General features: G+C 45.9%; 18 protein-coding genes and 1 tRNA gene. 5 read left to right on the forward strand and 14 right to left on the reverse strand.

What is annotated here, in order from left to right; all coding sequences use genetic code 11:
• The first annotated feature begins 53 nt into the window (after positions 1-53).
• The 5 genes from ABWW54_RS18755 (at position 54) to ABWW54_RS18775 (ending at position 5,789) form a co-directional block, all read left to right on the forward strand.
• A complete protein-coding gene (locus ABWW54_RS18755; protein ID WP_353414578.1) occupies positions 54-1,679 on the forward strand; it encodes a hypothetical protein in 1,626 nt (541 codons plus the stop codon).
• Positions 1,680-1,796: 117 nt separating this feature from the next.
• The gene (hemA, locus tag ABWW54_RS18760; RefSeq protein WP_353414580.1) at positions 1,797-3,044 is read left to right on the forward strand and encodes a glutamyl-tRNA reductase; all 1,248 of its coding nucleotides are present in this window, start codon (positions 1,797-1,799) and stop codon (positions 3,042-3,044) included.
• An 18-nt stretch (positions 3,045-3,062) separates the two neighbouring features.
• The gene (gene prfA, locus ABWW54_RS18765) at positions 3,063-4,151 is read left to right on the forward strand and encodes a peptide chain release factor 1 (protein WP_353414582.1); all 1,089 of its coding nucleotides are present in this window, start codon (positions 3,063-3,065) and stop codon (positions 4,149-4,151) included.
• 7 nt (positions 4,152-4,158) lie between these two features.
• Entirely contained in the window at positions 4,159-5,001 is an 843-nt protein-coding gene (gene prmC / locus ABWW54_RS18770; protein ID WP_353414584.1) for a peptide chain release factor N(5)-glutamine methyltransferase, read from the forward strand.
• Entirely contained in the window at positions 5,001-5,789 is a 789-nt protein-coding gene (locus ABWW54_RS18775) for a ferritin-like domain-containing protein (protein ID WP_353414586.1), read from the forward strand. Before prmC ends, ABWW54_RS18775 begins: the two co-directional genes overlap by 1 nt.
• A gap of 85 nt (positions 5,790-5,874) precedes the next feature.
• On the opposite strand, the gene ABWW54_RS18780 is transcribed toward ABWW54_RS18775, so the two are convergent.
• From ABWW54_RS18780 to ABWW54_RS18845, 14 genes are all read right to left on the reverse strand, one after another.
• Positions 5,875-9,561: a C25 family cysteine peptidase gene (locus ABWW54_RS18780; protein WP_353414588.1), complete on the reverse strand. Its 3,687-nt coding sequence runs from the start codon at positions 9,559-9,561 to the stop codon at positions 5,875-5,877.
• A 303-nt stretch (positions 9,562-9,864) separates the two neighbouring features.
• Positions 9,865-10,332 carry a GNAT family N-acetyltransferase gene (locus ABWW54_RS18785; RefSeq protein WP_353414589.1) on the reverse strand — a complete coding sequence of 156 codons (468 nt, stop codon included), beginning with the start codon at positions 10,330-10,332 and terminating at the stop codon, positions 9,865-9,867.
• Positions 10,325-11,545, reverse strand: a complete 1,221-nt coding sequence (locus ABWW54_RS18790; RefSeq protein WP_353414590.1) for a saccharopine dehydrogenase family protein — start codon at positions 11,543-11,545, stop codon at positions 10,325-10,327. Before ABWW54_RS18790 ends, ABWW54_RS18785 begins: the two co-directional genes overlap by 8 nt.
• 30 nt (positions 11,546-11,575) lie before the next feature.
• Positions 11,576-12,487, reverse strand: coding sequence for a haloalkane dehalogenase (locus tag ABWW54_RS18795; protein ID WP_353414591.1), 912 nt, complete (start codon positions 12,485-12,487; stop codon positions 11,576-11,578).
• A 71-nt stretch (positions 12,488-12,558) separates the two neighbouring features.
• On the reverse strand, positions 12,559-13,125 hold the full coding sequence (locus tag ABWW54_RS18800; RefSeq protein WP_353414593.1) for a hypothetical protein: 567 nt from the start codon (positions 13,123-13,125) through the stop codon (positions 12,559-12,561).
• 397 nt (positions 13,126-13,522) lie between these two features.
• Positions 13,523-17,788 (reverse strand): DNA-directed RNA polymerase subunit beta', encoded by a 4,266-nt coding sequence (rpoC, locus tag ABWW54_RS18805; protein ID WP_353414595.1) that lies wholly within the window; start codon positions 17,786-17,788, stop codon positions 13,523-13,525.
• Positions 17,789-17,824: 36 nt separating this feature from the next.
• Positions 17,825-21,925 carry a DNA-directed RNA polymerase subunit beta gene (rpoB, locus tag ABWW54_RS18810; RefSeq protein ID WP_353414597.1) on the reverse strand — a complete coding sequence of 1,367 codons (4,101 nt, stop codon included), beginning with the start codon at positions 21,923-21,925 and terminating at the stop codon, positions 17,825-17,827.
• 260 nt (positions 21,926-22,185) lie between these two features.
• Complete coding sequence (gene rplL / locus ABWW54_RS18815; RefSeq protein ID WP_353414599.1) at positions 22,186-22,557, reverse strand: 50S ribosomal protein L7/L12; 372 nt, start codon at positions 22,555-22,557, stop codon at positions 22,186-22,188.
• A gap of 77 nt (positions 22,558-22,634) precedes the next feature.
• A complete protein-coding gene (rplJ, locus tag ABWW54_RS18820) occupies positions 22,635-23,159 on the reverse strand; it encodes a 50S ribosomal protein L10 (protein WP_353414601.1) in 525 nt (174 codons plus the stop codon).
• A 260-nt stretch (positions 23,160-23,419) separates the two neighbouring features.
• Positions 23,420-24,118 (reverse strand): 50S ribosomal protein L1, encoded by a 699-nt coding sequence (gene rplA / locus ABWW54_RS18825; RefSeq protein WP_353414603.1) that lies wholly within the window; start codon positions 24,116-24,118, stop codon positions 23,420-23,422.
• 16 nt (positions 24,119-24,134) lie between these two features.
• Complete coding sequence (rplK, locus tag ABWW54_RS18830; RefSeq protein ID WP_353414605.1) at positions 24,135-24,560, reverse strand: 50S ribosomal protein L11; 426 nt, start codon at positions 24,558-24,560, stop codon at positions 24,135-24,137.
• A 206-nt stretch (positions 24,561-24,766) separates the two neighbouring features.
• The gene (gene nusG / locus ABWW54_RS18835; protein ID WP_353414611.1) at positions 24,767-25,294 is read right to left on the reverse strand and encodes a transcription termination/antitermination protein NusG; all 528 of its coding nucleotides are present in this window, start codon (positions 25,292-25,294) and stop codon (positions 24,767-24,769) included.
• Between the two features lie 121 nt (positions 25,295-25,415).
• On the reverse strand, positions 25,416-25,778 hold the full coding sequence (gene secE, locus ABWW54_RS18840) for a preprotein translocase subunit SecE (protein WP_353414607.1): 363 nt from the start codon (positions 25,776-25,778) through the stop codon (positions 25,416-25,418).
• 169 nt (positions 25,779-25,947) lie between these two features.
• A tRNA-Trp gene (locus tag ABWW54_RS18845) sits at positions 25,948-26,023 on the reverse strand.
• Positions 26,024-26,315 lie beyond the last annotated feature (292 nt).

Here is a 26,315-nt window from a genome sequence, read left to right on the forward strand (position 1 = left end):
CTACAACCCACACGAGTTATCAGGCCCAATTGAGGCTCAGGAATGATGTTTCTATGCAAAATAGCCTAATTGTGTTTCTCGCCTTCGTTGGATTTTTGGCATTTGGCTATGTAAGCCTGTTGCGAATTTTAGCCAAACAACATCTCTCACCCTCGGAAGGCGAAGGTTTATTTTCCAAAACAGGGTTTCTATTTTTACTGCGCAACCTAGGTAGTAGTGCTTTTTTTGTAAGCCTTCCCGCTACCGCCCTACTACTATTTTGGGGCTGGGGGCCGGCGCTAATTTGGCTTATATTTTTCCACCTTTTTCTAGAATCAGTGTTTCATTTGCAGTTTGGAGCAAACGAAGGCGATTCCACGGTCGCCGACTTTCTGTTAAGAACCGATAGTGGGCCCACGGCTTTTTTAGAGCAGGGATTAATTCAGGCCTTTTTTCTTTTATCAATGGCTGTCGTCGTTGCCTTAGTCGCGACGTTATTAGATCGCCAACCAGGCGTGCTATTTGCCTTGCTTTTCCTGCTGCCTGCAAGAAATTTGCTCAGTCATTCCAACGAAGCCATCCCTAAAGCGCTACGAGCTCTCGGCGCGATAGGCTTGCTTGCACTCGGTTTGGCCTTCAGCGATCAGTTAGGCTTTTCTGTTTACGGCGACTGGGCACCACTGGGCCAATTTGTTCCTTGGCTGGTGTTCAACATGCCGACCTTACTCGCGGCGATCATTGTGGTTTCTGTTTTCAAATTAGAGACCAACACAGGCTTTAAAAATGACCTTTCGACCTTTGCTGGCCTCATTATCGCTGCGCTAACGTTGATATTGGCCTTCAAATTAATATGGCTTCAACCGATTCTAGACGCGCCCATGAATGCCACTCAAGTTCAGAGTGAGCAGCTCCCGAATTTCATCTTTGTGTCTCTTTTTATCTTTACAGGCTTCGCAGCGTTCCTAGTGAGGCTTTTGAACGAAGAAGGCAATGACAGTGCTCATTCCAAGGGTCGATTTCACAGACTGCAGACGGATGGTCTCGTTCATACAATTTATATGGCCATCTTGGTGATCAGTTTGGCCGCCGCTCTTGGAATAGGCGCTTGGAAAACGCACTTTATTGACTGGTCGTTGTCGCTAAACATCTTGGACTACCTGAACCTATCAATTTCCAGCACGTTAAATTTGGTCTACGAGTACGCCGACTCAGGTGCAAAACTTCACACTGCCCTCTTGGCGGCCCTCTGCTTCACTGGCTTTAGTTTTCTTTTGATGTGTGCCAACCAACTCACGCTAGAGGAGTCCGAAACTGAATCTCTTTGGACGGTCATTGTCGAAGCCAAACTGCTGCAGGCATTTGGCGTTTTTATACTAAGTGCTTATTTCATCGGAAATGGCATCAGCGTTAACGCTTGGCTGCTTATTGGGGTGTTAGCTTGGGCCATATTCACCCACCTGGTGATCGGTATGTGCCTAGCCAAAAACAATAACATTCTGTTTACCATCATGACCCTCGCAACCATGGCGGTAGGTTCAATGCAGATCCTCGCGCTCTCGTTGTACTGGTTTGGTCAAAGCAACTATCTCTTAATTTGCTTAAACCTAATCATTCTCCTAACCGCCACCCTTCTTTGGAGGAAAGACGTGGTGCCGCTAATAAAAAATTTATCACGGAGTGAGCAATCGAGTTTTCTATAAACAAATTATAGTCTTGATCAATAAATAAGAAGTTCAAGAACGATAGGTAAGCTACCAAAAACAAGGTAAAATGCCGAATTCTGACGTTTAGCTCCGAATAAGCACCCAAAAAAGACAATGCAAGTTCTATCCATAGGTTTAAATCACACCACTGCTCCCGTGGAGGTTCGCGAGCGCGCGGCCGTCGCCGCCGAGCATTTGGATGATGCGCTTAAGGATATTTCTAAACTCGACAGCATTGAGGAAGCCACAATACTATCCACATGCAATCGAACGGAAGTGTATTGCCATGTACCTAACGCCAATATTGACGTTGTTCACAATTGGCTTTGCGATTTCCACGATCTACATAAAGATGAAGTGGCCCCTTATCTTTACACCCTTCCGGACCAAGATGCGGTCAAACATGCGTTTCGCGTGGCATCAGGGCTTGATTCGCTGGTTATCGGTGAGCCTCAGATACTGGGGCAGATGAAGACTGCGTTTGCAACGGCTCATAAAAACGGCAATACCGGTAAAATTTTGAATCGTTTGTTTCAAAACACCTTTTCGGTAGCAAAAGAAATCAGAACCAGCACAGCCATTGGCAGCAGTGCTGTATCGGTGGCTTATGCGGCGGTTACACTCTCAAAGAGTATTTTTTCAGACATATCACAACAAACAGTGCTGCTTGTTGGTGCGGGTGAAACCATCGAACTCACCTGCCGACACCTTTATCGACAAGGCGTCAGAAAAATGATTATTGCCAACCGAACAATGTCCCGAGCCGATGGGCTGGCTGATGAGTTTGGCGCAGAAGTTATCTCATTACATGAACTGTCTACCCGTCTACCTGAAGCGGACATGGTATTTAGCTCCACCGCCAGCACGCTTCCAATTTTAGGAAAAGGCAGTTTTGAAAGCGCGCTTAAACAACGTAAAAATCGCCCAATGTTTGTCGTCGATTTGGCCATCCCTCGTGACGTAGAACCTGAGGTCAACGACTTAAAGAATGTTTTCTTGTACACGGTGGATGATTTACAAGCGGTGGTAACGGAAAATTTAGAGTCTCGAAAACAAGCCGCATTAGAGGCAGAGAAAATTGTCGGTGAGCGTACCAGAGAGTTTATGCTTTGGTATCAAACGCTGGCTTCTGTGCCCACATTGCGCCAATTACGAGATCGTACCCAGCTAATAAAAGAAAATGAATTAATCAACGCCCGCAGACGGTTAGTGGCTGGGGACGACCCCGCTGAAGTGCTCGAACTGTTTGCTCATGCACTCTCGCAAAAATTTATGCACCACCCAACCGAATCATTACGACAAAAGCACGATGAAGACTTGCTCTTTGCTGCTCGTGAATTGTTTGGCTTGGACGAAAAGTAATTATAAATAGAAAACACAATGAAAGATTCCATTCGTTTCAAACTAGAGGGCTTAGTTGATAGACAAGAAGAGCTCAACGCCCTGCTTTCCCAACCAGAAACCCAATCTGACCAAAACCATTTCCGCAAACTGAGTATCGAGCTCGCGGAAATCGGCCCGATTATCGAGAATTTTGTTGAATACCGAGAACTCGAAGATGACGCCGAAGCCGCGCACATGATGCTTGAGGAAGACGACAAAGAAATGCGCAAAATGGCCCACGATGAACTGACCGAAATCAAGGAGAGGCAGGAGGGCTTGTTAGGCAGTCTGCAAAAGTTGTTGCTGCCTAAAGACCCCAATGACGATAACAATATTTTCCTAGAGATTAGAGCGGGAACCGGCGGCGATGAAGCCGCAATTTTTTCAGGCGACCTGTTCAAAATGTATTCTCTATACGCTGAATCACAAAAGTGGCGTGTGGAGGTTCTAAGCTCGAATGCAGGAGAACATGGCGGATATAAGGAAATCATCTCGCGCATTGAAGGCCATGGTGCATACTCTAAGTTAAAATTCGAATCCGGCGCGCACCGCGTTCAACGTGTTCCTGAAACGGAAACGCAAGGCCGCGTTCACACATCGGCCTGTACGGTCGCCATACTTCCTGAAGCAGAAGGCATTGACGATGATATGGAAATCAACGCAAACGATTTACGAATAGACACCTACCGCGCTTCTGGATCAGGCGGCCAACATGTAAATAAAACCGATTCAGCGGTTCGACTAACTCATCTTCCAACAGGAACGGTGGTCGAATGTCAGGATGAGCGTTCACAACATAAGAATAAGGCAAGAGCAATGTCCATGCTTAAAGCTCGAATATTGGATGCTGAGCGACAAGCTCAAGCCGACGAACAAGCCGAGACAAGAAAGAGCTTAGTTGGAAGCGGGGATCGTTCTGAACGGATCAGAACGTACAACTACCCTCAGGGCCGCGTAACTGATCATCGGATAAACCTCACGTTGTACAAACTCGACGGCGTGATGACAGGAGGACTTGCGGAAGTGATAGACCCCTTAACCACCGAACATCAAGCTAATTTGTTAGCCGAATTAGGCGAGTCTTAACAGGCTTATGCAGACGTATCGAGAACTGCTCGAAGACGCCACGACCACGATTTACGATGTCAGCGATACCCCCAGAATAGACGCTGAGTATTTGCTGCAACACGCAATTGGGCGCTCCATGGCGTGGTTAATCAGTTACGGAGATACCACCGCCACGACTGAAGATACGACGGCATTCTTCAAATTAATCGCTCACCGGGCAAAAGGAAAGCCCGTTGCCTATATATTGGGTTACCGGGACTTTTGGACGTTACGTTTAAACGTTAACGAGAACGTGTTGATCCCTCGCGGAGATACTGAAGTGTTGGTCGAACAAGCCTTGAAGAGAATAGACTCCTCGAAAGAGCTCCGACTGGCGGACCTAGGAACAGGCAGCGGTGCCATCGCACTGAGTTTGGCCAAAGAGCGACCAAACTGCAATGTACTCGCCGTGGATAGGTACTCAGCGGCGCTAAACGTCGCGAGAGAAAACGCCAAGCTTAACTGTGTAAACAACGTAGAGTTTATCGAGAGTAATTGGTTTGACGGCTTAGCAGGTGAGGATTTCAGTTTGATCGCCAGCAATCCTCCTTACATAGAATCGAAGGATCCTCATTTAACAAAAGGGGATTTAAGGTTTGAGCCAGACAGCGCGCTGGTTTCGCCACGTCACGGTTTGGGAGACCTAACAACCCTCATCGATGGCGCTCCAAATTTTCTCATCCCTGAGGGCTGGCTCCTATTGGAACATGGTTTTGAGCAAGCGAATGATGTTGAGAGGCTCTTAGTTGCCAGAGGTTTTACAAACATAGCATTGTATTCTGATCTCAATCACCTCCCTCGCTGTACGGCTGCTCAATGGCTTAAGTGATGATTTACGACCGTATAGAGGAGGCTATTTTATGCAATGATGCTTCTTTGAAGTGCCAATTAACGCATGAATTACTGTCCGACATCGAACATCAGGAATTTACTCAACCTCACGCACCAATCCAAATACCGTTGCCAGGCTACCCGCCTGAACTGACTCTAGTGTCACCCAAGAAGCTAAGACGCCGCGGAATACAGTCTCAAACCGGCCGGAATATTTTGTTGCATGCAGTCGCTCACATTGAGTTCAACGCCATTAATTTAGCGCTTGATGCGGCTTATCGATTCCGAAACCAGCCCAAAGAGTTCTATCTGGATTGGCTTAGGGTCGCTGATGATGAAGCTCGACACTTCACAATGATCAGAAATTATCTGGAGGACAATGATTGTTCATACGGAGAGTATCCGGCCCACAACGGACTGTGGGATATGGCAACTAGAACGCAACACGACGTTGTCGCTCGCATGGCCTTGGTTCCTAGAGTTCTCGAGGCGAGAGGACTGGATGTAACTCCTGGCATGATAAATCGTCTTAAAAACGTGGGCGATGCAAAGGCCATTGATATATTAGAGATTATTTACGAAGATGAAATTGGGCATGTTGACGTAGGTTCGCGTTGGTTTTTTTACCAATGCAATCAACAAAACCTAGAACCCAAAGCCACTTTTATAAAGATGATAGAAACCCATATGCACGGTGAGTTGCGTGGACCCTTTAATATTAGCGCAAGGCTAAAAGCAGGCTTTGACGAAATGGAGATGAACCTACTCAACACTCGTTACTGTTAATTCTTGAATGATCTAAAGAGGCTATTGGTCATCACTAAAGCGTGAGTTTACACACGCTCAGACATAACCAAAAAACCCGCGACAACTAGGGTGTTGGTAATGAAGGGTCACCCAATAAGGCCCAGTTATGTAGCGTTTCATTCCGAGAAGACATACGACGTTTGGCTTGTTGAATTGCCGTACCAAGGCTGCTAGCTGATACTGATGCCTTCAAGACACGCTCAGCAAATACGCCATTTTCACGATACTGACCTAATGACGTAGCACCGTGCACCGCGGCAGCACCGTGGTTTCCCGAAAACAGCCATTGATGAGCCAAGGTATTGGTCGTCAAGCTTTGATAATCCGTTGTATAGCACGCTAAGGGCATGACGATTGTGGGAGAGTCATCGTTCTCCAACTGGCTTATTAACGCGGTGTTCACAATACCTTGAAACCCCCAGCCTGCCGTTGACGCATGACCGGCAAAACTCACTAATCGAGTTCCATCATTAATGGCATTGGTAATGGTCTCGCGCGCTTGAGCGATTGGCGATGTCACCCCAAGAGAATTGAGTTGCCCGAGATACACACGTTCTATATCTAATGACTCAGATTCTATGGCTATATTCGGTGCCACATGACCTTCAAGGGAGTCATCGAAATCCAAATTCCGCCCGTCGTTTGACTGCGCTATAAGCAAAGCGTTTTCAGGGACTCTTCCGTTGATATTCATTTCTTGCCAATCAATACTTTTGGCAACTATTGCTCTTAGATCCGCAACGGTTCTCACTGGCCACCGTCCGATAGCGATCTCTGGCAGGTTATCGCCATCTAAGTCCGCGAAGACATTATCCGATTGAGTGTATTCGAAAATACTGACTCTTCGGTAATGAGCCGGAATAAAACTGATCGCATTTTGCCCTAGTAAATTTCGGTAATCGTAGGTATGGCCTCCAACCAACAGAAGGTGACTAGGTTGTAAGGTTGCATCCAAGGTAGCGAGATAGTTATCCAAACTTTGTGGCGTATTGTTACCAAAACCATACGTGGCAACCAAATCTAACCAGTTAAGTAGTTGTACCTCCAATCCAAGGTCGCGCTTGTATTTAATGTAGCTATCTAAGTCTTCGCCTATAAAGTTGGGGTGCGCAACAATCATTAGGTCTGCTGAAGCCAGCGGATTTGCTGACGCTGCATTAACATCCGCGTTCACAAGTTCTAAAGACACGGCGGATTCCAGCTCTTGGGTTGTCGCAACGGTATACCTCAATTGGGTATCGTTTAGCTGGCTATTTAAAAATGGCAGCGCCGCAAACGATAAACTGTTGCTATCCTTATGCGCATTAATCGTGCTAAACCCACCTTTTGAAGAATAGGCAAACACTCTTTTATCCAATGAGGCATCTATCTCTTTGACCAGGTACCCGCCAACACTTGGGTCGGCAAGAAAGTCATAAGCGGTTGTTTCCTTAAGATCGGTCGGGACAAGCAGACTTATTTCATCTATCAAAACAATGTCACCCGCAAGCCCTGTATCACCCATCACCGTAACGGCTATTTCGTTGTCCCCCGGGTTTACTAGCCCAGGCAAAAGCTCTAGCTCGGTCTTAAATTGAGTTAGGCCATCAAACCATTGATCTAGCACCATGTGCCCATTGACGGAAACTTGCACGTGATGGTCTGGTTGATCACCCGGTAGGTCGATACTTCCAAACAAATCTATACGTAAGTTGGCTGGCCGAGTCTCATCGATTCTCTGATCAATGACGGCAGTGTACGCTGTCTTTACCGGACCAGATGTTGTAAATAGCTGAGCGTCATACCATGGGCTCCCGGAGGTAATGGCGGCTAAATACTTGATGTCTTGGGTAAGTATTTTTTCGGCAAATACCGTAGAGCTATATTGCGCAGTGTCGACGTCAAGCTCCTCATAATGTTGAGGTTTACGAACACGGTGACGATCGCGAGTTAACCGGTAGTTGTACTCACTGAGATACAAGTTATCGTTTCCTTGAGGTGCAACCGCATTAACAATAACGATGTCTTCATCGCTTAGCCTCGCATCATCACTCAGCACCAGGCGCTCTACCCCTTGACCATTGAGGGTCACAGCCAAGTTATCCAGATCCAAGCCTTTCCACTGAGGTTGAATTTTAATTAACTCAGCCCCTGATATTTTTCGCATTCCCGCTCCACTGAATCGCACGTCCACTGCACTTGCATTGATCCTTTGTTGCCGTTTTTCAAGCCGCTTTGCTCTTCGTTCGGTTAGCTTTTTCCAACGCCCGTTAACCTCAATATAGCCTTTCGCCTGCATGCTCTGGGTAAACTGGCGCCGAGTTTCAGTCCAGTCGATGCGTTCACTCGTGTCGCTTTCTCCGTAAGTCTGATCAAGCTCAAACGGCCCGTAAAACTCCTCAAAGCCCGCCGCATCAACGCTTGAAATCCCAAACTTTATAATATCACTGTGTTCGCGCCGATTTAGACGGATTGTTTTTTTGTATTCTTTAAGTTGATCTGTATTCGCACCGAACCCCGGAATTAAAGCCTTGTTTAGCTGAACCCAACCATCACTGGTTTCACCCCAAAGGTGAAACCCCAAGTGGAACGATTCCGCCGACGTTTGCCAATCAAAGCGGACCTTTTTTCCGTGACTTTTAATCCGCACATAACTTAACGTCACGGGCGTAGTGAACACCCCTGAAAAAGCCAAAACCGATGTTGGTTCTGTAATGTGACTTCGTTCATTGTTGCTCACTCGATCTTCATCAATAATGAGCGTAATATCGTCTTCATTCAAATCCGCACGGCGGATAAATCCACCATCACCGCCGTCTCGACGCCTCATGCTTGCAATGGCCACGGGGGTTGACGTAAAACAATCTGTTTCAAACGATGCGCCGACAACGGGTGCGTTATCGTGTCCGCGTGTTACGTCTCCACCTATGACCGCCTGAAAATTGATGGTCGTCAATGAGCTATTAATACTGCTTAAGTCCAGCGTTTTACAACTTCCGGCTTCAACGGCTAGGTAACAGATTGTCTCGTCTTCCGAAATAGACCCATTGCCAGCTTCCATTCTGGCGATTGCCACGTCAAATCCAGAAGCGGTAATTGCATTGGTTGACACGTCCACAAATTCAGGTTCGCCAGTAGGATGCGTTGGCGGCACGTCCGTGCTCGCTATCAACGTATTATTGATCGATGAAATCTGCGTAATTAGTGCGGGCGCAGATGAAAATAGCGCGCCGCCGCCAGATGCGGCAGGAAATGACACGGTTTGAAAACTATTGGTTTGTCCAGGCAATAGCGTGCAATCAGAACAATTTCCACCAAACCTCTGATGGTCTACCACTTCACATTGCGATGAAAACGTGACTGACTCACCTGGCGTGGTGGTCGGTATGTCTGTTTGACCATCCTTGATGGCTATGTAGTCAAACGTTACCGATGAACTGTTTCTATTCTCATTGCGCGGCTCCAAGCACGCCGCTTTAAAGCCGACGTTAGTCACACTGTGAATTCGAATAGTACACGGATCGTCTCCCGTACCACCACTGGCATTACTGCCGAATTCGGGCGTCATGGCGAAGACATTCGGCGTGGTTCCAGACGGAAACGGTGACGCAAACGTGATATCTTGGAAGGGAGTCAAGGTGGTGGCGGTGGCCGTTGAGTAGGCCGTCAATGTTGCTTGACCGACCTTGATCGATTGCTGTTGCGCTAGCGCTTGATCAATCGATAAAACCGACCAACCAATCAGCATAAATCTAATAAAATTTCCAAACACAGCTCACCCTCCCCGAGTCCTATTTCAATCCGATCACCCAGCCTAATTAACTTATATAGACCTAAGCGACTTCTGATTTTTTATCTTACATAAGACCAGAAACGAGACTAATAAAAAATGTTAAAGACTACCGTGCACAGAGGTGTTTTTATGAATTTTAACGTTCTGAATAGATTTCTATCGAAATCGCGTGAGTGGGCGCATACTATTGATTGAGCAGTCGCAAAAAGAAAAAAGATCTTAAGCCCCGGTAGTTGCCTAGGATCTAACAACTCATGAGTCTGTCGGTGATGGACGCCAGCCCTAAAGCTCTGACACCATCTCTACGAGGTTGGCGGTAAAGCCCGCTTTTGCATAAGCTTTGACCGCGGCTGTATTGCCCTGATACACATCCAGTTTTAGAAAACGCACGCCTTTTGATTTAGACCATTCTTTAAGGGCTTTAAGAACAAGCCCGTTGACACCTTTTCCTCGATACCCCTGAGTGACAAACATGAAACCCAGATAGGCAAAAAAGTCGCCTTTGAAATGCGGCTTATTTACCTCTATACGTGCGTAGCCCGAGCCCACCAAGCCGTCAATGGATTCGACCACCAGCAATAAACAGTCATCACTGGAAATTAGAGATTCTATGTCATAGTAACGGATTGGGCCGTCTGCCAAGTCCTGAGCGAATGGTCGCTCAGCACGAATTACTTCTTGCTCAAACGACCTAAGCTCGACCACATCATCAATGGTAGCGGGTCTAATCGTTAAATTAGAATTACTCAACGATCGTAAACTCTAGACCGGCTTTATTAGACAGCCGACCAAGCAGCTGATTTCCCATTGCAGACGCTGGAGTCCAGAAACCACCCTCAACTTGAAGCTTATCCAAAGCAAGGCAAACTCCCGCTTCAGCAAGCATTTTGGAAGTCGAGCCATAACCAGGATCGCCATCACCAGCGACCGTCGCCACTATTTTTTCATCTGAGTCGGTTTCACCGTGGAAATGGATAAGGTAGAAGCCAGGGTCTTCAGGGTCAACCTTTGGCCCGCTACCCTGCGCTGGTATAAAGACGCCCAACACAGATCGACCTAGGGCAGTAATGCTCATAAAGGCAATGGATTTGATAGCGGTGGATATGGCTTTAGCGGTCAAATAACCCGAAGCACCGGGGCCAGTGGGCATTGTTTCTGTGTAACTAAAGTCTTGTCCATACGCAAAATCCATCAACGCGTTTGATCGTCGAACAATGCGTGTGTTGATGCCCGCCATTAAAAAAGGCGCGGTCCATTTTCCTAATTCCTTGGAGTATTCTACTCTTTGCTGGTCTGGTTTATCTGGCCCCTTGAAACTCGGGGATGGATTAAGCGAGTATGGATTAAACAATATCTTTCTGACCCGTTTATCCTTCACGGCCTGCTTAACAATATTGATCATACTGGCAAACGTGCCACCACTGATTCCGCCCTTAGCTTTGGTAAGCGAAAATCTGACGTTTTTGAGAGTTTTACCAAACCGCTTCTTTGCTTCTTGTTGTACAAAAAACGTCCCCATGTCTGACGGGATCGAATCAAAGCCACAGCTGTGAACTATCTTGGCGCCGCTTTTCTCGGCCGAAATATGATGAGCATCTATCATATCTCGCATCCAAGGCACCTCACCGGTAAGATCAACGTAGTGAGTACCTAGCTCTGCGCACACCTTAACCAATAAAGAACCGTAATAGGCATAAGGTCCTACCGTGGTAATAACCACCTTAGTTTGAGCAACCATTTCTCTCAGAGAAGCTTCGTCGCCACTGTCGGCAATAATGAACGGAACGGCCTGCTCTTCATCCCCAACAAATTCCCTGACTTTTTTCAGCTTTTCTTCATTACGCCCGGCTAAAGCCCACTTCAAATCAGCGCTGTCGTAGTTATCAAACAGGTGCTTGGCAACCCATTTTCCCGTAAAACCAGTGGCCCCGAGTACCAACACATCAAATTCTCTATCGCTCATATATATTCGTAGGTTTAAATAAACGCTAAGTTAAAGTGAATTGTCCTTAATAAATTGAACAATGACGCCTGCAAGTTCCTCACCTTTATCTTCTTGAAGAAAATGCCCACCATTTTTTGTAACAACATGCTGTTGGCCCTTACATCCAGGAACCATTTTTTGAAAAAACGTATCCCCACCCGCCGTAACGGGATCTTTATCACTGAACGCGGTGAGAAATGGCTTATCAAAGACACTGAGAGCCTTCCAAGCGTCTCTATTATCCTGAGAAGCTGGGTCGTCCGATGTGATTGGAACCAATAAAGGGAACTGTCTAGCACCCGCTTTATAAGTCTCATCTGGGTACGGTGCATCGTAGCCGTCAACGACACTGGAACTTAATTCTGAAACCGTTGAGCTCTGGATGATTTGACCAACGGGGAAGACAGGAACAGATTGAGAAAATTCTCTCCAGTTTAGAAAAGCGTCACTTGGCTCACTGTCTCCAGTAGGTAGGCCAGTATTGGCTACCACCACGCCGGAAAAGCGTTCGGGCTCCGCAGCGACCAACCTCAAACCAAGTAATCCACCCCAGTCTTGACAAAACAACACCGTGTTTCGAAGGTCCATTTGACGTAACCAATCACCTATCCACATAAGGTGACTATCATAAGTATAATCTGAGCGCTCAGTAGGCTTGTCCGAACGTCCAAAGCCAATTAAATCTGGAGCGATCACTCGCCTTCCCGAATCAACAATACCTTTGACCATTTTTCGGTATAAAAAACTCCATGAGGGTTCGCCATGCATGAGCAACACCGGCTCACCATTCTTGGGGCCTTCGTCAATATAGTGCAGCCTAAGGACACCACCCTCACCATCATTTACAGTGAGGTAGTTTGGCGCGAAATCATACTCCGGTAAGTTTGAAAAGCAGCTGTCAGGTGTTCTTAAATATTTCATTCGGTACCATCTTAAAACATATTTTCTATGATAGTAGCAAAGCGTGAACAGTTTGTACTGAATCTTATTAATTACCCAGAGGTACCAAGATTCAACAGCGTTACCCTTTTTAGGTCTGACCCTTTGTTTGTTTTAGAGCTCCCAGACGAACTACGGCGGTCATACGAAGAAGCGATGTAAAAACGTATCTGGTTTTTCAATCCATAATTAGAACTCAAAATGCGCACCAATTCACGTCCTCGGCGAATGGTCAACTCCTTGTCTTTTGCGCTTTCAGCAGGCATTTCTATATCAATGCTCACCTCTGAGTCCAAATATCGAATCGCATCAGCAATGACACCGAGTGTTTGTTTGCCATCGGCCGTCAACACGTAAGTATTATGTGAAAATGACATGGTGAAATTTACCGCGGCACCAACTCCTGAGTCCAAGGCCGCTAACACATCGATGATGTTTTCTGAACGCGGGGTCAATGAACCGTCCGACTCAACTTTAACCCTTTCTGCGTCAAGAGAATGAGCGGTATTTTTATGCCCTTTCGCTAATGCGGCCGCGTATTCAACACCGGGCAAGGATGCGCCCTGAGCCGGCGTCATTGACTCTGGCGCGAGGTTTCGTTGCGGTCCACCATCTGCCATCGCGCACACAGAAATGGACAACCATAAAAGGCTGATCTTTAAAAAAGGCATAGAGTTGGGTAACGGATAGAGCCTTAAAATCTCTACTGGTAGGGGGAGATCAAAGACTTAGCTAACGAATATGTATAGATCATAAACTAAACGATTGGTCTAGTTAAGCGCTTAATTCGTCTGACTAGGAAAAAGTTAATTTTTAGATAAACCGCCGTATAAACAAAAAAAACAACAGTAAAGAGACATTTGCTTACCATTTCTTACATCCTAGCATCAGAAACTAAGCACGAAAGAGGCGGCCATAGGTTTATCCCCAATTAAAGCTCTATCGCATTCAATGCACAAAAAAGCCCGGTGTCGCAAAACGACACCGGGCTACATCACTGTTTATTGCGTTTTTATACTATTCTGACGCTTCAGCCACGGGAGTTTCTTCCACAGCTTGATCTTCAGGAGTATCCTCATAAGCATCAAACGCTGCCGCAGCATCTGCCGTTTCCTGACTCATCAACGCTTCCAGCTCAGCTTTTTTAGCTTCGGAGTCTTTACGACGTCGAACGCGCTCTTCGTGATAAGCAAGACCAGTACCAGCTGGAATCAAACGCCCAACTACCACGTTCTCTTTCAAGCCACGAAGACTGTCGACTTTGCCAGCAATAGACGCCTCAGTAAGTACCCGTGTTGTCTCTTGGAAAGACGCAGCGGAAATAAACGATTCAGTCGTTAACGACGCCTTCGTAATACCTAGGAGTACAGGCTCAGACTTCGCTGGAATAATGTCTTCCGCAACCGCCTTCTCATTTTCCTCTAAAAAGCGAGTGCGTTCGATTTGCTCACCAGGTAACAGCTTAGTTTGACCAGGATCGGTAATCTTAACCTTACGCAGCATTTGACGTACGATCACTTCAATATGCTTATCGTTAATTGTTACGCCTTGCAACCTGTATACCTCTTGAACCTCGTCCACGATGTAGTCGGTAAGAGCCTCTTTGCCTTTCAAAGCGAGAATGTCTTCGGCCACTGGAGCTCCATCAACAACAACCTCACCAATCTCAACAGACTCACCTTCAAATACATTGATGGTGCGACCTTTTAAGATCAAGGTTTCTACTGACTCGCCATTTTGATCGGTAATAACCAATCGCTGCTTGCCTTTAGTTTCTTTACCAAAGCTCACAACACCGGATGCCGTTGCCATAATCGCAGCGTCTTTAGGTTTACGAGCCTCAAAAAGCTCCGCAACTCGTGGTAAACCACCCGTAATATCGCGGTTTTTAGAAGATTCTTGAGGAATGCTCGCAAGAACATCACCAACACCAACTTTTTGCCCATCATCAACCGTCACGATGGCGCCCGCATTCAATGAATAGCGAGCCGGCACATCGGTGCCTGCTAACGTTAGCGGCTTGCCTTTACCATCCACCAACTCGATAGCAGGCTTCAAGTCTCGAGCAGAACCACGTCGTTCTGCCGGATCAATCACGACGTAAGATGTCACGCCAGTTAACTCGTCCGTTTGCTTGTTAACGGTTAGGCCTTCTGACATCTCTGAGAACTTAACCTTACCCTGTACCTCAGTGATAATTGGGTGAGTATGTGGATCCCAGTTCGCAACAATTTGTCCAGCGCTTACTTCGTCGCCGTCATTAACCTGCAGTACAGCACCGTAAGGCAACTTATATCGCTCTCGGTCTGATCCATTTTGATCTTGCACCAATAGCTCACCAGAACGTGCAACGACAACTTGTTTCTTATCCGAGTTAATAACTGAACGAAGGTTCTCTAACTTAACTGAACCGTTGTTCTTAACTTCAATGTTCGATACTGATGCACCGGCTGTCGCCGCACCACCAATATGGAAAGTACGCATCGTTAACTGTGTGCCTGGCTCACCAATTGATTGCGCAGCAATAACTCCGACTGCCTCACCTCGGTTTACCATATGACCACGTGCCAAATCGCGACCATAACAAGTAGTACAGATACCGTATCGCGTATCACACGTTACTGGCGATCGAACCAAAACTTCATCGATATTATTTGCTTCAATTGCATCAAAGTATTTCTCATCAATCATCGCGCCTTCTGGAACAACCACTGAATCATCAATGTTTGAATGAACGTCTTTAACTACCGTTCGACCCAAAACGCGATCTCTTAGCGGAATTACAACGTCGCCGCCTTGTACGAAAGCTTTTCGTAAAACACCTTGATTGGTTCCGCAATCTTGATCGGTTACCACCAAATCTTGACACACATCAACTAAACGACGAGTCAAATAGCCCGAGTTCGCAGTCTTCAATGCCGTATCAGCCAAACCTTTACGTGCACCGTGAGTCGAAATAAAGTAGTGAGATACGTTTAGTCCTTCACGGAAGTTAGCCGTAATCGGTGTTTCGATAATCGAACCATCCGGTTTTGCCATCAAACCACGCATACCTGACAACTGACGAATCTGAGCGTGCGAACCACGAGCCCCAGAGTCGGCCATCATGTAAATAGAGTTAAACGATTCTTGGTCGACTTCGTTACCTTCAGCATCAGTTACTTTATCTGAGCCTAGATTTTCCATCATTTTATTAGCGATGTTCTCAGAAGTACGAGTCCAAATATCCACCACTTTGTTGTAACGCTCGCCGTCTGTCAGTAAACCACCAGAGAATTGTTCTTGGATGTGCTTAACTTCAGCTTCGGCTTCGTCGACGATGTCATGTTTGTCCGCAGGAACAACCATGTCGTCCACACCGATAGAAATACCGGCCAAAGCCGCATTACGGAAACCCGTGTACATCAATTGATCAGCAAAGATTACCGTCTCTTTCATTCCCACATTGCGATAACAGAGGTTGATGGTTTCAGAAATTGTCTTCTTCTTCATCTTCTGGTTAATCGCCGCGAAAGGCATGCCTTCAGGCAAAATTTCGGACAACAGAGCTCGGCCAGTGGTCGTTTCATACTTATTGTTTGTATGAGTACGTTCACGAGTATCTTCGTCAATATGAACTTCAGGAATTCGCACACTGATCTTCGCGTGTAATGAGATTTGATCTGCGTCAAACGCACGTCTAACTTCGTCAACGTTAGCGAATTGCTTACCTTCGCCCTTCACATTAATCATTTCTCGAGTCATGTAGTACAGACCCAAAACAATATCTTGCGAAGGCACAATAATCGGCTCACCATTAGCTGGCGATAAAATATTGTTGGTAGACATCATCAATGTCCGCGCTTCCAATTGCGCTTCGATTGACAATGGTACGTGCACAGCCATTTGGTCACCATCAAAGTCCGCATTGTATGGAGTACATACAAGTGGGTGCAGTTGGATGGCTTTACCTTCTACTAAGACCGGCTCAAATGCTTGGATACCTAAACGGTGAAGCGTTGGCGCTCGGTTCAACATAATTGGATGTTCTCGAATAACTTCTTCCAAGATATCCCAAACCTCAGGTGTCTCAGCTTCAACCAATTTCTTAGCTTGCTTGATTGTTGTTGCCAAGCCTCGCAGTTCTAGCTTGTTGAAAATGAATGGCTTAAATAACTCTAGCCCCATTTTCTTAGGCAATCCGCACTGATGAAGTTTTAGGGTTGGTCCAACAACGATCACAGAACGGCCAGAATAGTCGACACGCTTACCAAGTAAATTCTGACGAAAACGCCCTTGCTTACCTTTGATCATGTCGGCAAGTGATTTCAACTGACGTTTATTCGCGCCAGTGATCGCTTTCCCTCGACGACCATTATCTAGCAAAGCGTCAACAGACTCTTGCAACATTCGTTTTTCGTTACGAACGATAATGTCAGGCGCATTCAAATCAAGAAGACGACGCAAGCGATTATTACGATTGATCACTCGACGATACAAGTCATTAAGATCAGACGTCGCAAAACGTCCACCATCCAATGCCACCAAAGGACGCAAATCAGGCGGAAGAACCGGCAGAACTTCCATAATCATCCACTTAGGATCATTACCTGAGCTTTGGAATGCTTCTAACACTTTCAGTCGTTTCGTGATGTTTTTGATCTTGGTTTCGGATGACGTGGCACCAAGTTCTTCACGTAAACGCGTTACTTCCTTGTTAATGTTTACATCAACAAGCAGCTCTTTTATCGCTTCTGCACCCATTCCCGCTTTGAACTCATCACCATGAGACTCAACGGCATCAAGGTAAGCTTCTTCGGTCATGAGCGTTTTAGCTTCTAACGGCGTCATACCTGGATCAATTACGATATAGGCTTCAAAATACAAAACGCGTTCGATCTCACGAACGGTCATGTCTAACATCAACCCCAAACGCGATGGCAGTGACTTAAGAAACCAGATGTGTGCAACAGGACACGCTAGATCAATGTGACCCATACGTTCACGTCGAACTTTGGCTAGTGTCACTTCGACACCACACTTCTCGCAAATAACTCCGCGATGCTTTAGGCGCTTATATTTTCCGCACAAACACTCGTAATCAGAAATCGGTCCAAATAACTTGGCACAGAATAAACCGTCGCGCTCAGGCTTAAAGGTTCTGTAGTTAATGGTTTCTGGCTTTTTAACTTCGCCAAAAGACCAAGAGCGGATCTTTTCTGGTGAAGCGATACTAACTCTGATTGAGTCAAAATCGTCGTTTACCACACCAGGCTGTTTAAGTAGATTTAATAAATCTTGCATTGTTTTTTCCTCGTATTTTCAGGTAACGATAACTATCTATTCAACTTCATCTTCTTGTAACTCGATATTCAGACCCAAAGATCGAATCTCTTTCACAAGTACGTTGAATGACTCAGGCATGTTTGCTTCAACCTGATAGTTACCCTTAACAATGTTTTCGTACATTTTAGTACGACCGCTCACGTCATCGGACTTAACCGTTAACATTTCTTGCAAGGTGTATGCAGCACCGTAGGCTTCTAAGGCCCACACCTCCATCTCACCAAATCGCTGACCACCAAACTGCGCTTTACCGCCTAATGGCTGCTGGGTAATCAAACTGTAAGGTCCTGTCGAACGTGCGTGCATTTTGTCATCGATCAAGTGATTCAATTTCAAGATATACATATAGCCAACGGTTACAGGGCGATCAAACTGCTCGCCGGTGCGGCCATCAAATAAGGTTGTTTGACCTGAAGCGGGTAGGCCCGCCAGTTCCAACATGCCTTTAATTTCTGACTCAGCGGCACCGTCAAATACTGGAGTGGCCATCGGCACGCCTTTACGCAAGTTGCCGGCCATTTCGATAACTTCATCATCACTGAAATCTTCAAGACTCTCAGACTTACCGCTGGTGTTGTATACCTTACCCAGAAACTCACGAACATCTTCAGTCGAACGTTGTTTTCTCAGCATTTCGTCAATCTTCTTGCCGAGTCCTGCTGCAGCCCAACCGAGGTGGGTTTCTAATACTTGCCCAACATTCATACGAGACGGTACACCCAATGGGTTCAACACGATATCAACCGTTGTTCCATCTTCCATGAATGGCATATCTTCGACAGGCACAATCTTAGAAATCACACCTTTGTTACCGTGACGACCAGCCATCTTGTCACCAGGCTGTAGACGGCGCTTAATGGCAACAAAAACTTTTACCATTTTTAGCACGCCTGGTGCTAAATCATCACCAGCTTCCAGCTTGCCGCGTTTTTCATCAAACAATTCATCAAAGAAGGTCCGCTGTTGAGCAAGGCTATCTTGAAGCTGCTCGAGCTTGTCCGCCGCATCGGCATTAGTTAGACTGATTTCAAACCATCGAGTTCTATCAAGTTCTTCCAGATAAGCTGGCGTCACCTTTTGACCCTTGCTAAGGCCTGGCGCTTTTACGACTTCTTTATTCTTAAGCAGATTCTCAATACGCGAATAGGTGTCTTCTTCAACGATACGGAATTGCTCATTTAAGTCCTTACGAATACGAGTCAATTCTGACTCTTCGTTCGCCAAGGCTCGAGTATCTTTTTCCACACCGTCGCGAGTAAATACTTGCACGTCGATTACCGTACCTTTCATTGAAGAAGGAACGCGTAACGAAGTATCCTTAACGTCAGATGCTTTCTCACCAAAGATCGCACGCAACAACTTCTCTTCAGGTGTAAGCTGAGTTTCACCTTTTGGAGTTACTTTACCAACTAGAATGTCTCCGCCCTTAACTTCAGCACCGACATAAACAATACCCGCTTCATCTAAACGACCGAGGGCGTGCTCACCCACATTGGGAATGTCTCGTGTTACCTCTTCAGAACCCAGCTTAGTGTCTCTGGCAACACAGGTAAGTTCTTCAATATGAATCGTTGTGTATACGTCTTCTTTTACCAGATTCTCAGAAATTAGAATCGAATCCTCAAAGTTGTATCCGTTCCAAGGCATGAAAGCCATTAGAACATTACGACCAAGAGCAAGCTCACCCATATCCGTAGACGGGCCATCAGCCAACACATCGCCACGCTCTATCGTATCACCGCCCTTAACTAACGGACGCTGATTGATATTGGTGTTTTGGTTTGAGCGAGTGTATTTGGTTAGATTGTAGATATCCACACCAGAGTTACCATCCGCAGCCTCATCTTCATGCACGCGAACCACAATTCTGGCGGCATCAACGGATTCAACTCTACCACCACGCTTAGCAGTCAATGCGACGCCGGAATCCACCGCTACGGTGCGTTCCATACCAGTACCAACCAACGGCTTTTCACTACGAATAGTCGGCACGGCTTGGCGTTGCATGTTTGAGCCCATCAATGCCCTGTTCGCATCATCGTGCTCGAGGAATGGAATCAAAGAAGCGGCGACAGATACAATCTGAGACGGAGCAACGTCGATAAATTCAACTTGTTGAGGTGTCGCCAGAGAAAATTCATTCTGATGTCGACAGTTAACCAATTCGTCGGTCAAACTGCCCGCAGAATCAACCTCTGCATTCGCTTGCGCTATCACAAACTTTCGCTCTTCAATCGCGGAAAGGTAAGCAACTTCTTCCGTCATCTTGCCGTCAACCACCTTCAAATACGGCGTTTCTAAAAAGCCATAATCATTGGTTCGAGCAAACACCGCCAAGGAGTTAATCAGTCCAATATTCGGACCCTCAGGCGTCTCAATCGGGCAAACACGACCGTAGTGAGTTGGGTGTACATCACGTACTTCAAATCCGGCACGCTCACGAGTTAGACCGCCAGGGCCTAACGCAGATACACGGCGCTTATGAGTAACCTCAGACAAGGGATTAGTTTGGTCCATGAACTGTGAAAGCTGTGAAGAACCAAAGAACTCTTTTACAACCGCGGAAACCGGCTTGGCATTGATTAAATCCTGTGGAGTCAAGCCTTCAGCTTCGGCCAGAGTCAAACGCTCACGAACAGCGCGTTCAACGCGGACTAAACCCACACGAAATTGATTTTCAACCAACTCACCAACTGATCTAACTCGGCGATTGCCTAAGTTATCGATGTCATCAATGTCGCCTTTTCCGTTTTTAAGGTCGATCAAAGTCTTCATCACATCAATGATGTCATCTTTGCTCAACACCCCTTCGCCAGTATCAGACTCGCGATTTAAGCGGCGGTTAAACTTCATTCGGCCAACCGTAGACAGGTCGTAGCGATCAGCATTAAAAAACATGTTCGCAAACAACCCTTGCGCTGCTTCTTTTGTTGGTGGCTCACCAGGGCGCATCATGCGATAGATTTCGACTTGCGCTTCTAGCTCACTGTTGGTCGGATCTATACGGAGAGTCTCAGAAACATAAGGCCCTTCATCCAAGTCATTGGTGTAAATGACTTCAACGGATTTAATTTTCTTTTCAATGAAAGCTTCAATAAGCTCTTCAGTGACCACTTGGTTTGCTTCAGCCAACAACTCACCAGTCTCGGTATCGGCAATGTCCTTAGCTAAAGTACGACCAATGAAATACTCATTCGGCACCGTAATTGAACTGAGCTTCGCTTCTTCCATTTGGCGAATATGGCGAGCGGTAATTCTTCGACCAGCTTCTACAATAAGATCAGCCTTCTTTTTACCTGTATTGATATCGAACGCCAGCTGCTCGCCACGAAGACGTGACGGCACAAGGTCAAGAGAAACCTCTTTCTCGCTGATATTAAACGTATCATTCTGGAAGAACATCTCAAGAATTTCTTGAGTCGTATAACCCAGTGCACGCAGCAAGATAGTTGCCGCAAGTTTACGGCGTCTGTCGATTCGAATGAACAACAAATCTTTCGGGTCAAATTCAAAATCCAACCAAGAACCACGGTAAGGAATGATTCGTGATGAGAAGAGCAATTTGCCAGATGAGTGCGTTTTACCACGATCGTGGTCAAAGAAAACACCCGGTGAACGATGGAGCTGAGCAACGACAACACGCTCGGTACCATTGATAACGAATGTGCCGTTATCGGTCATCAGCGGCATATCGCCAAGATACACTTCTTGCTCTTTAACTTCTTTTACAACTTTGGCGCCGGTGGATTTACCTTCTTCTTTGTTGTAAATAACCAATCGCATTTTCACACGCAAAGGCGCTGAAAAGATCAATCCGCGTTGTTGGCACTCACGTACGTCAAACGCAGGCACGCCCAAACGGTAACTAACGAACTCAAGGGCCGCACTACCGTTAAAGCTTTCAATAGGGAACACTGACTTAAATGCAGCTTGCAAACCTAATTCTGACCGCGTATCTGGATCAGCATCAGCTTGTAAAAATTTACGATATGACTCTAGTTGAGTCTCTAATAAGTAAGGAATTGGTAAAACGCCTTCAGGACGCTTAGAAAAACTCTTACGTAAACGCTTCTTTTGGGTAAAAGAGTAGCCCATGGATAACCTCGTTTTTTACAAGCTTAAGAGCCATCGTTCGGATCAATTTCCGCAACGACAGTCTCTGGAATTCACTATGGTAAGTAGACTGAATGGTAAAAAAAAATCCAACCACTCAGAAGCGGACTAAGGCCGACCGACTATTAGCCGACCAGCCTTGGTACTTTTCCGCCTAAGCCTCAGCTATGCTGAGGCTAACTGAGTCAACGTCTCGCTCTATAAGAGCGACTATTGACTCAGCAGCAAGAGATAGCAATCCCTTACTTCAACTCTACAGAAGCACCAGCTTCTTCAAGAGTTTTCTTAAGCTCTTCAGCTTCGCCTTTTGCAACAGCTTCTTTCAACGTTGCTGGAGCGCTTTCTACCATTTCTTTAGCTTCTTTCAAGCCAAGACCAGTTGCGCCACGAACAGCTTTAATTACAGCAACTTTGTTGTCGCCGAAACCAGCAAGAACAACGTCAAACTCGTCTTTCTCTTCAGCAGCAGCAGCTTCACCACCACCAGCAGCAGGAGCTACAACCGCGGCAGCCGCAGCAGATACGCCGAATTTTTCTTCCATTTCTGTAATTAGTTCAGAAAGCTCAAGTACTGACATTGATGCAATTGCATCTAGGATATCTTGTTTACTCATTTGTAAAACCTCACGGGCCTATTTGCCCAAAAAAATAAAATGTAAAAACTGGTTGAAACGAACCGTTTAAACGTAGCTTACGCTGCGTCTTTTGCGTCTCTTACTGCTGCCAAACCACGTGCAAACTTGGTAGGAACTTCGTTAAGTGTTTGAACGAACTTAGCAACAGGCGCTTGCATAGTGCCCATTAGTTTCGCCAACAACTCATCTCGGCTCGGAAGTTGTGCTAATGCTTTGATTTCGCCTTCGTTAAGCAAAGAGCCGTTCATAGAACCGCCTTTGATTTCGAGAGCGTCATACTCTTTCGCGTATTTGTTCAACACTTTAGCAACAGCCACTGGGTCTTCCGACGCAGCGAATGCCAAAGGTCCAACCAAATGCTCGTCCAAGCAAGCGTGATCGGTTTCTTGTACTGCGCGACGAAGAAGCGTGTTCTTAATCACTCGTACATACACATTGTTATCGTAAGCTTCGCGGCGTAGAGTTTTCATTTGCTCTACAGTTAAACCACGATACTCAGCAATCACAGTAGCTTGTGCATTACCAACTACGGCAGAGACGTCATCAACGACCTGTTTCTTTTGTTCAAGATTTAGGCTCATATCAGAGCTACCTCCAGTTTTGGCACCCTAAATCAGTTTTACAAACCCAGCTATAATGCTTAAAAAACAACTAGCTAAAAATACAAAACTTGTCTGGGGACACCATCTACGTAGGAAAATTAAGATAAAAGCAATCGGAGACTTTACTCAAAGAGTGTTAATGCCACCAATAGCCAATACCACCTACGGTCTTTGACACGCTCACCAGATCCTTTAAGAGACCCAGCGAGCACCCAAGTGATCATCCAACTTTACTTCAATTAAAACTGAGGTAATGTTTGACGATCTACACGAATACCTGTACCCATAGTTGTGGATACTGACACTCGCTTAAAATATTGACCCTTGGCTGATGCAGGCTTAGCCTTATGCAACGCAGCCAAAAGAGCCATAAAATTCTCATGCAAATCTTCAGCCGAAAAAGAAGCCTTACCAATGGTGGAATGAATGATTCCAGCCTTGTCAATACGATATTGAACTTGCCCAGCCTTTGCATTGCGAACAGCGGTTGCCACATCGGCAGACACTGTTCCAGTTTTAGGGTTAGGCATTAAGCCGCGCGGGCCTAAAATTTGCCCTAACTGACCTACCACTCTCATTGCATCGGGGCTTGCTATAACGATATCAAAGTCCATCTCGCCTGCTTTAACCTTAGCAGCCAAGTCGTCCATACCAACAACGTCAGCACCCGCTTCTTCAGCCTTAGCGACATTATCACCATCGGTGAATACAGCAACTCTAACTGTCTTACCCGTACCTTTAGGTAACACAGTCGCGCCGCGAACCGCTTGATCAGATTTACGAGCATCTATGCCAAGATTAATCGCCACATCAACACTTTCATCAAATTTAGCTGATGCAGTGTCTTTTGCGAGAGCGAAAACTTCGTCTAGAGAATAAAATTTATCAGCGTCTACTTTTTCAGTAACCGCTTGCATACGCTTGTTCATTTTTGCCATGACTAATTACCTCTGCCTATTCAGTTTCAATGCCCATGCTACGAGCAGAACCAGCAATAATCTTTACTGCGGCATCTATATCGTAGGCATTAAGGTCTGCCATTTTTGTTTGCGCAATCTCTTCTAATTGAGCACGCGTAACCTTACCAACCTTATCGGTATGCGGCACACCAGAACCTTTCTGAATACCTGCGGCTTTTTTCAAAAGAACAGATGCAGGAGGAGTCTTCATGATGTAAGTGAAGCTCTTATCAGAGTACACTGTGATCACGACAGGAACAGGCAAGCCTTTTTCCATTTCTTGCGTAGCTGCGTTAAACGCCTTACAGAATTCCATGATATTTACACCGTGCTGACCTAACGCAGGACCAACAGGAGGACTTGGATTCGCGCCACCAGCGGGCACTTGAAGCTTAATTAAAGCATCGACTTTTTTAGCCATTTCATATACTCCAGAACCTTCGCTCAGGAAGATTCTTGTTTGGGTTCAAACGTCGCTAGACTCCCCGGTTACATTATTACAATGCTCTCTATAGACAACTAAGCAATCGGCTCAATTTGTCTAACTCTTGCACCGCTAAGAGAAATTTTTTCTGACTTGCCAAACTGCGAGAACCTCGGCAAATCAATCAAACACAATACAAGAGCTTACCCTTTTTCAACCTGATCAAAATCCAGCTCAACAGGAGTCGAACGTCCGAAAATTGATACCGCAACACGCAGTTTAGATTTTTCGTAGTTAACGTCTTCAACAGTGCCGTTGAAATCAGCAAATGGACCTTCATTAACGCGGACAACTTCACCAGGCTCAAATGAGAATTTATGCCTAGGTTGATCCGACCCGTCTTGAACTTGCTGCAATATCGCGCTAGCTTCTTTATCCGTCAAAGGCGTCGGATCTGATGCTTTGCCGCCAATAAACCCAGACACACGCGGCGTACTCTTAACCAAGTGCCAAGTATCATCATTCATGACCATTTGAACTAACACGTATCCCGGAAAAAACTTCCGTTCACTGGTTCGTTTTTGCCCAGCGCGCATTTCTACGACTTCCTCGGTAGGCACCAAGATCTCACCGAAAAGGTCTTGCATCCCATGGCGCTCAATACTTTCCTGCAAAGTAAGCTGAACACGCTTCTCATAATTCGAGAAAGCTTGCACAACAAACCACTGCATATTTTTCTCTGGCGCAGCTTCGGCTTCCTCAACCATCTGATCTATCGTAGGATTGTCTGACATCACTTAACCTTTCAAAGATTCACTTGTTAATAGGGACCATTATTTCTAGCCAAAAGAATTAGCTATCAACACCAAGCAATAAATCGTAAATCACTTCGAAAACAGCTATATCGATCAACCACAAAAACAACGCCACAAGAACAACCATCACCATGACGATCATAGTCGTTTGCATCGTTTCTTGTCTTGTAGGCCAGACCATTTTACGCAACTCTATTTGAGAGCCCTTAGAGAACTCAATCAGAGCCCGGCCTGACTCAGACGTTGCGACTATTCCCAAAGAGGCCACTATGGACACCAACAACAATGCCACGGTCGCTAACGGGGAAACTTCACCACCCATCAGATCAGGCAAAGTGTAATAGCCGTAGATTCCCGCCGCCAAAACTGCGAGTGCCAAAATAATTTTAATTTTATTCATGCTATTGCTTTATGTAATGGGGCTTAAGCCGTCACCGATTAATTAATTCTAAATAAAAACAACAACCCAAACCTACGCCAAACAACGACAGAAGTGAGCTGCAACGAGATTGAATAGAACTAACAATAAGTTCAAATCGCCAAATCTCAATAACAAAAAATCAGTTTAGTGGCAGGCCAGGAGGGAATCGAACCCCCAACCTACGGTTTTGGAGACCGTCGCTCTGCCAATTGAGCTACTGGCCTAAACTAAATTTTCTTAAACTCCCCTATACGGCCAAACATTTATTAAAAATATCAACAACTTACGAAAACATTCGCAAGCTTTAAAGCCATATACGCAAAAAGGTGGGCTAATATACATTAACCCACCAAGTTTATCTAGCCCTAAATCAGGGCTTTAACAAATAAACTTTGACACCACTCCGCACCCACAAAGACGCAAAATAGCCACTCATTTAAAACCCATCAACACCAACCAGAGACCACCAATTTAATGCGTTCTGATTAGCGTTGATTCAAAAACGAGATTTACTAA

This window comes from Arenicella sp. 4NH20-0111 (assembly GCF_040366405.1).
Classification (GTDB): domain Bacteria; phylum Pseudomonadota; class Gammaproteobacteria; order Arenicellales; family Arenicellaceae; genus Arenicella.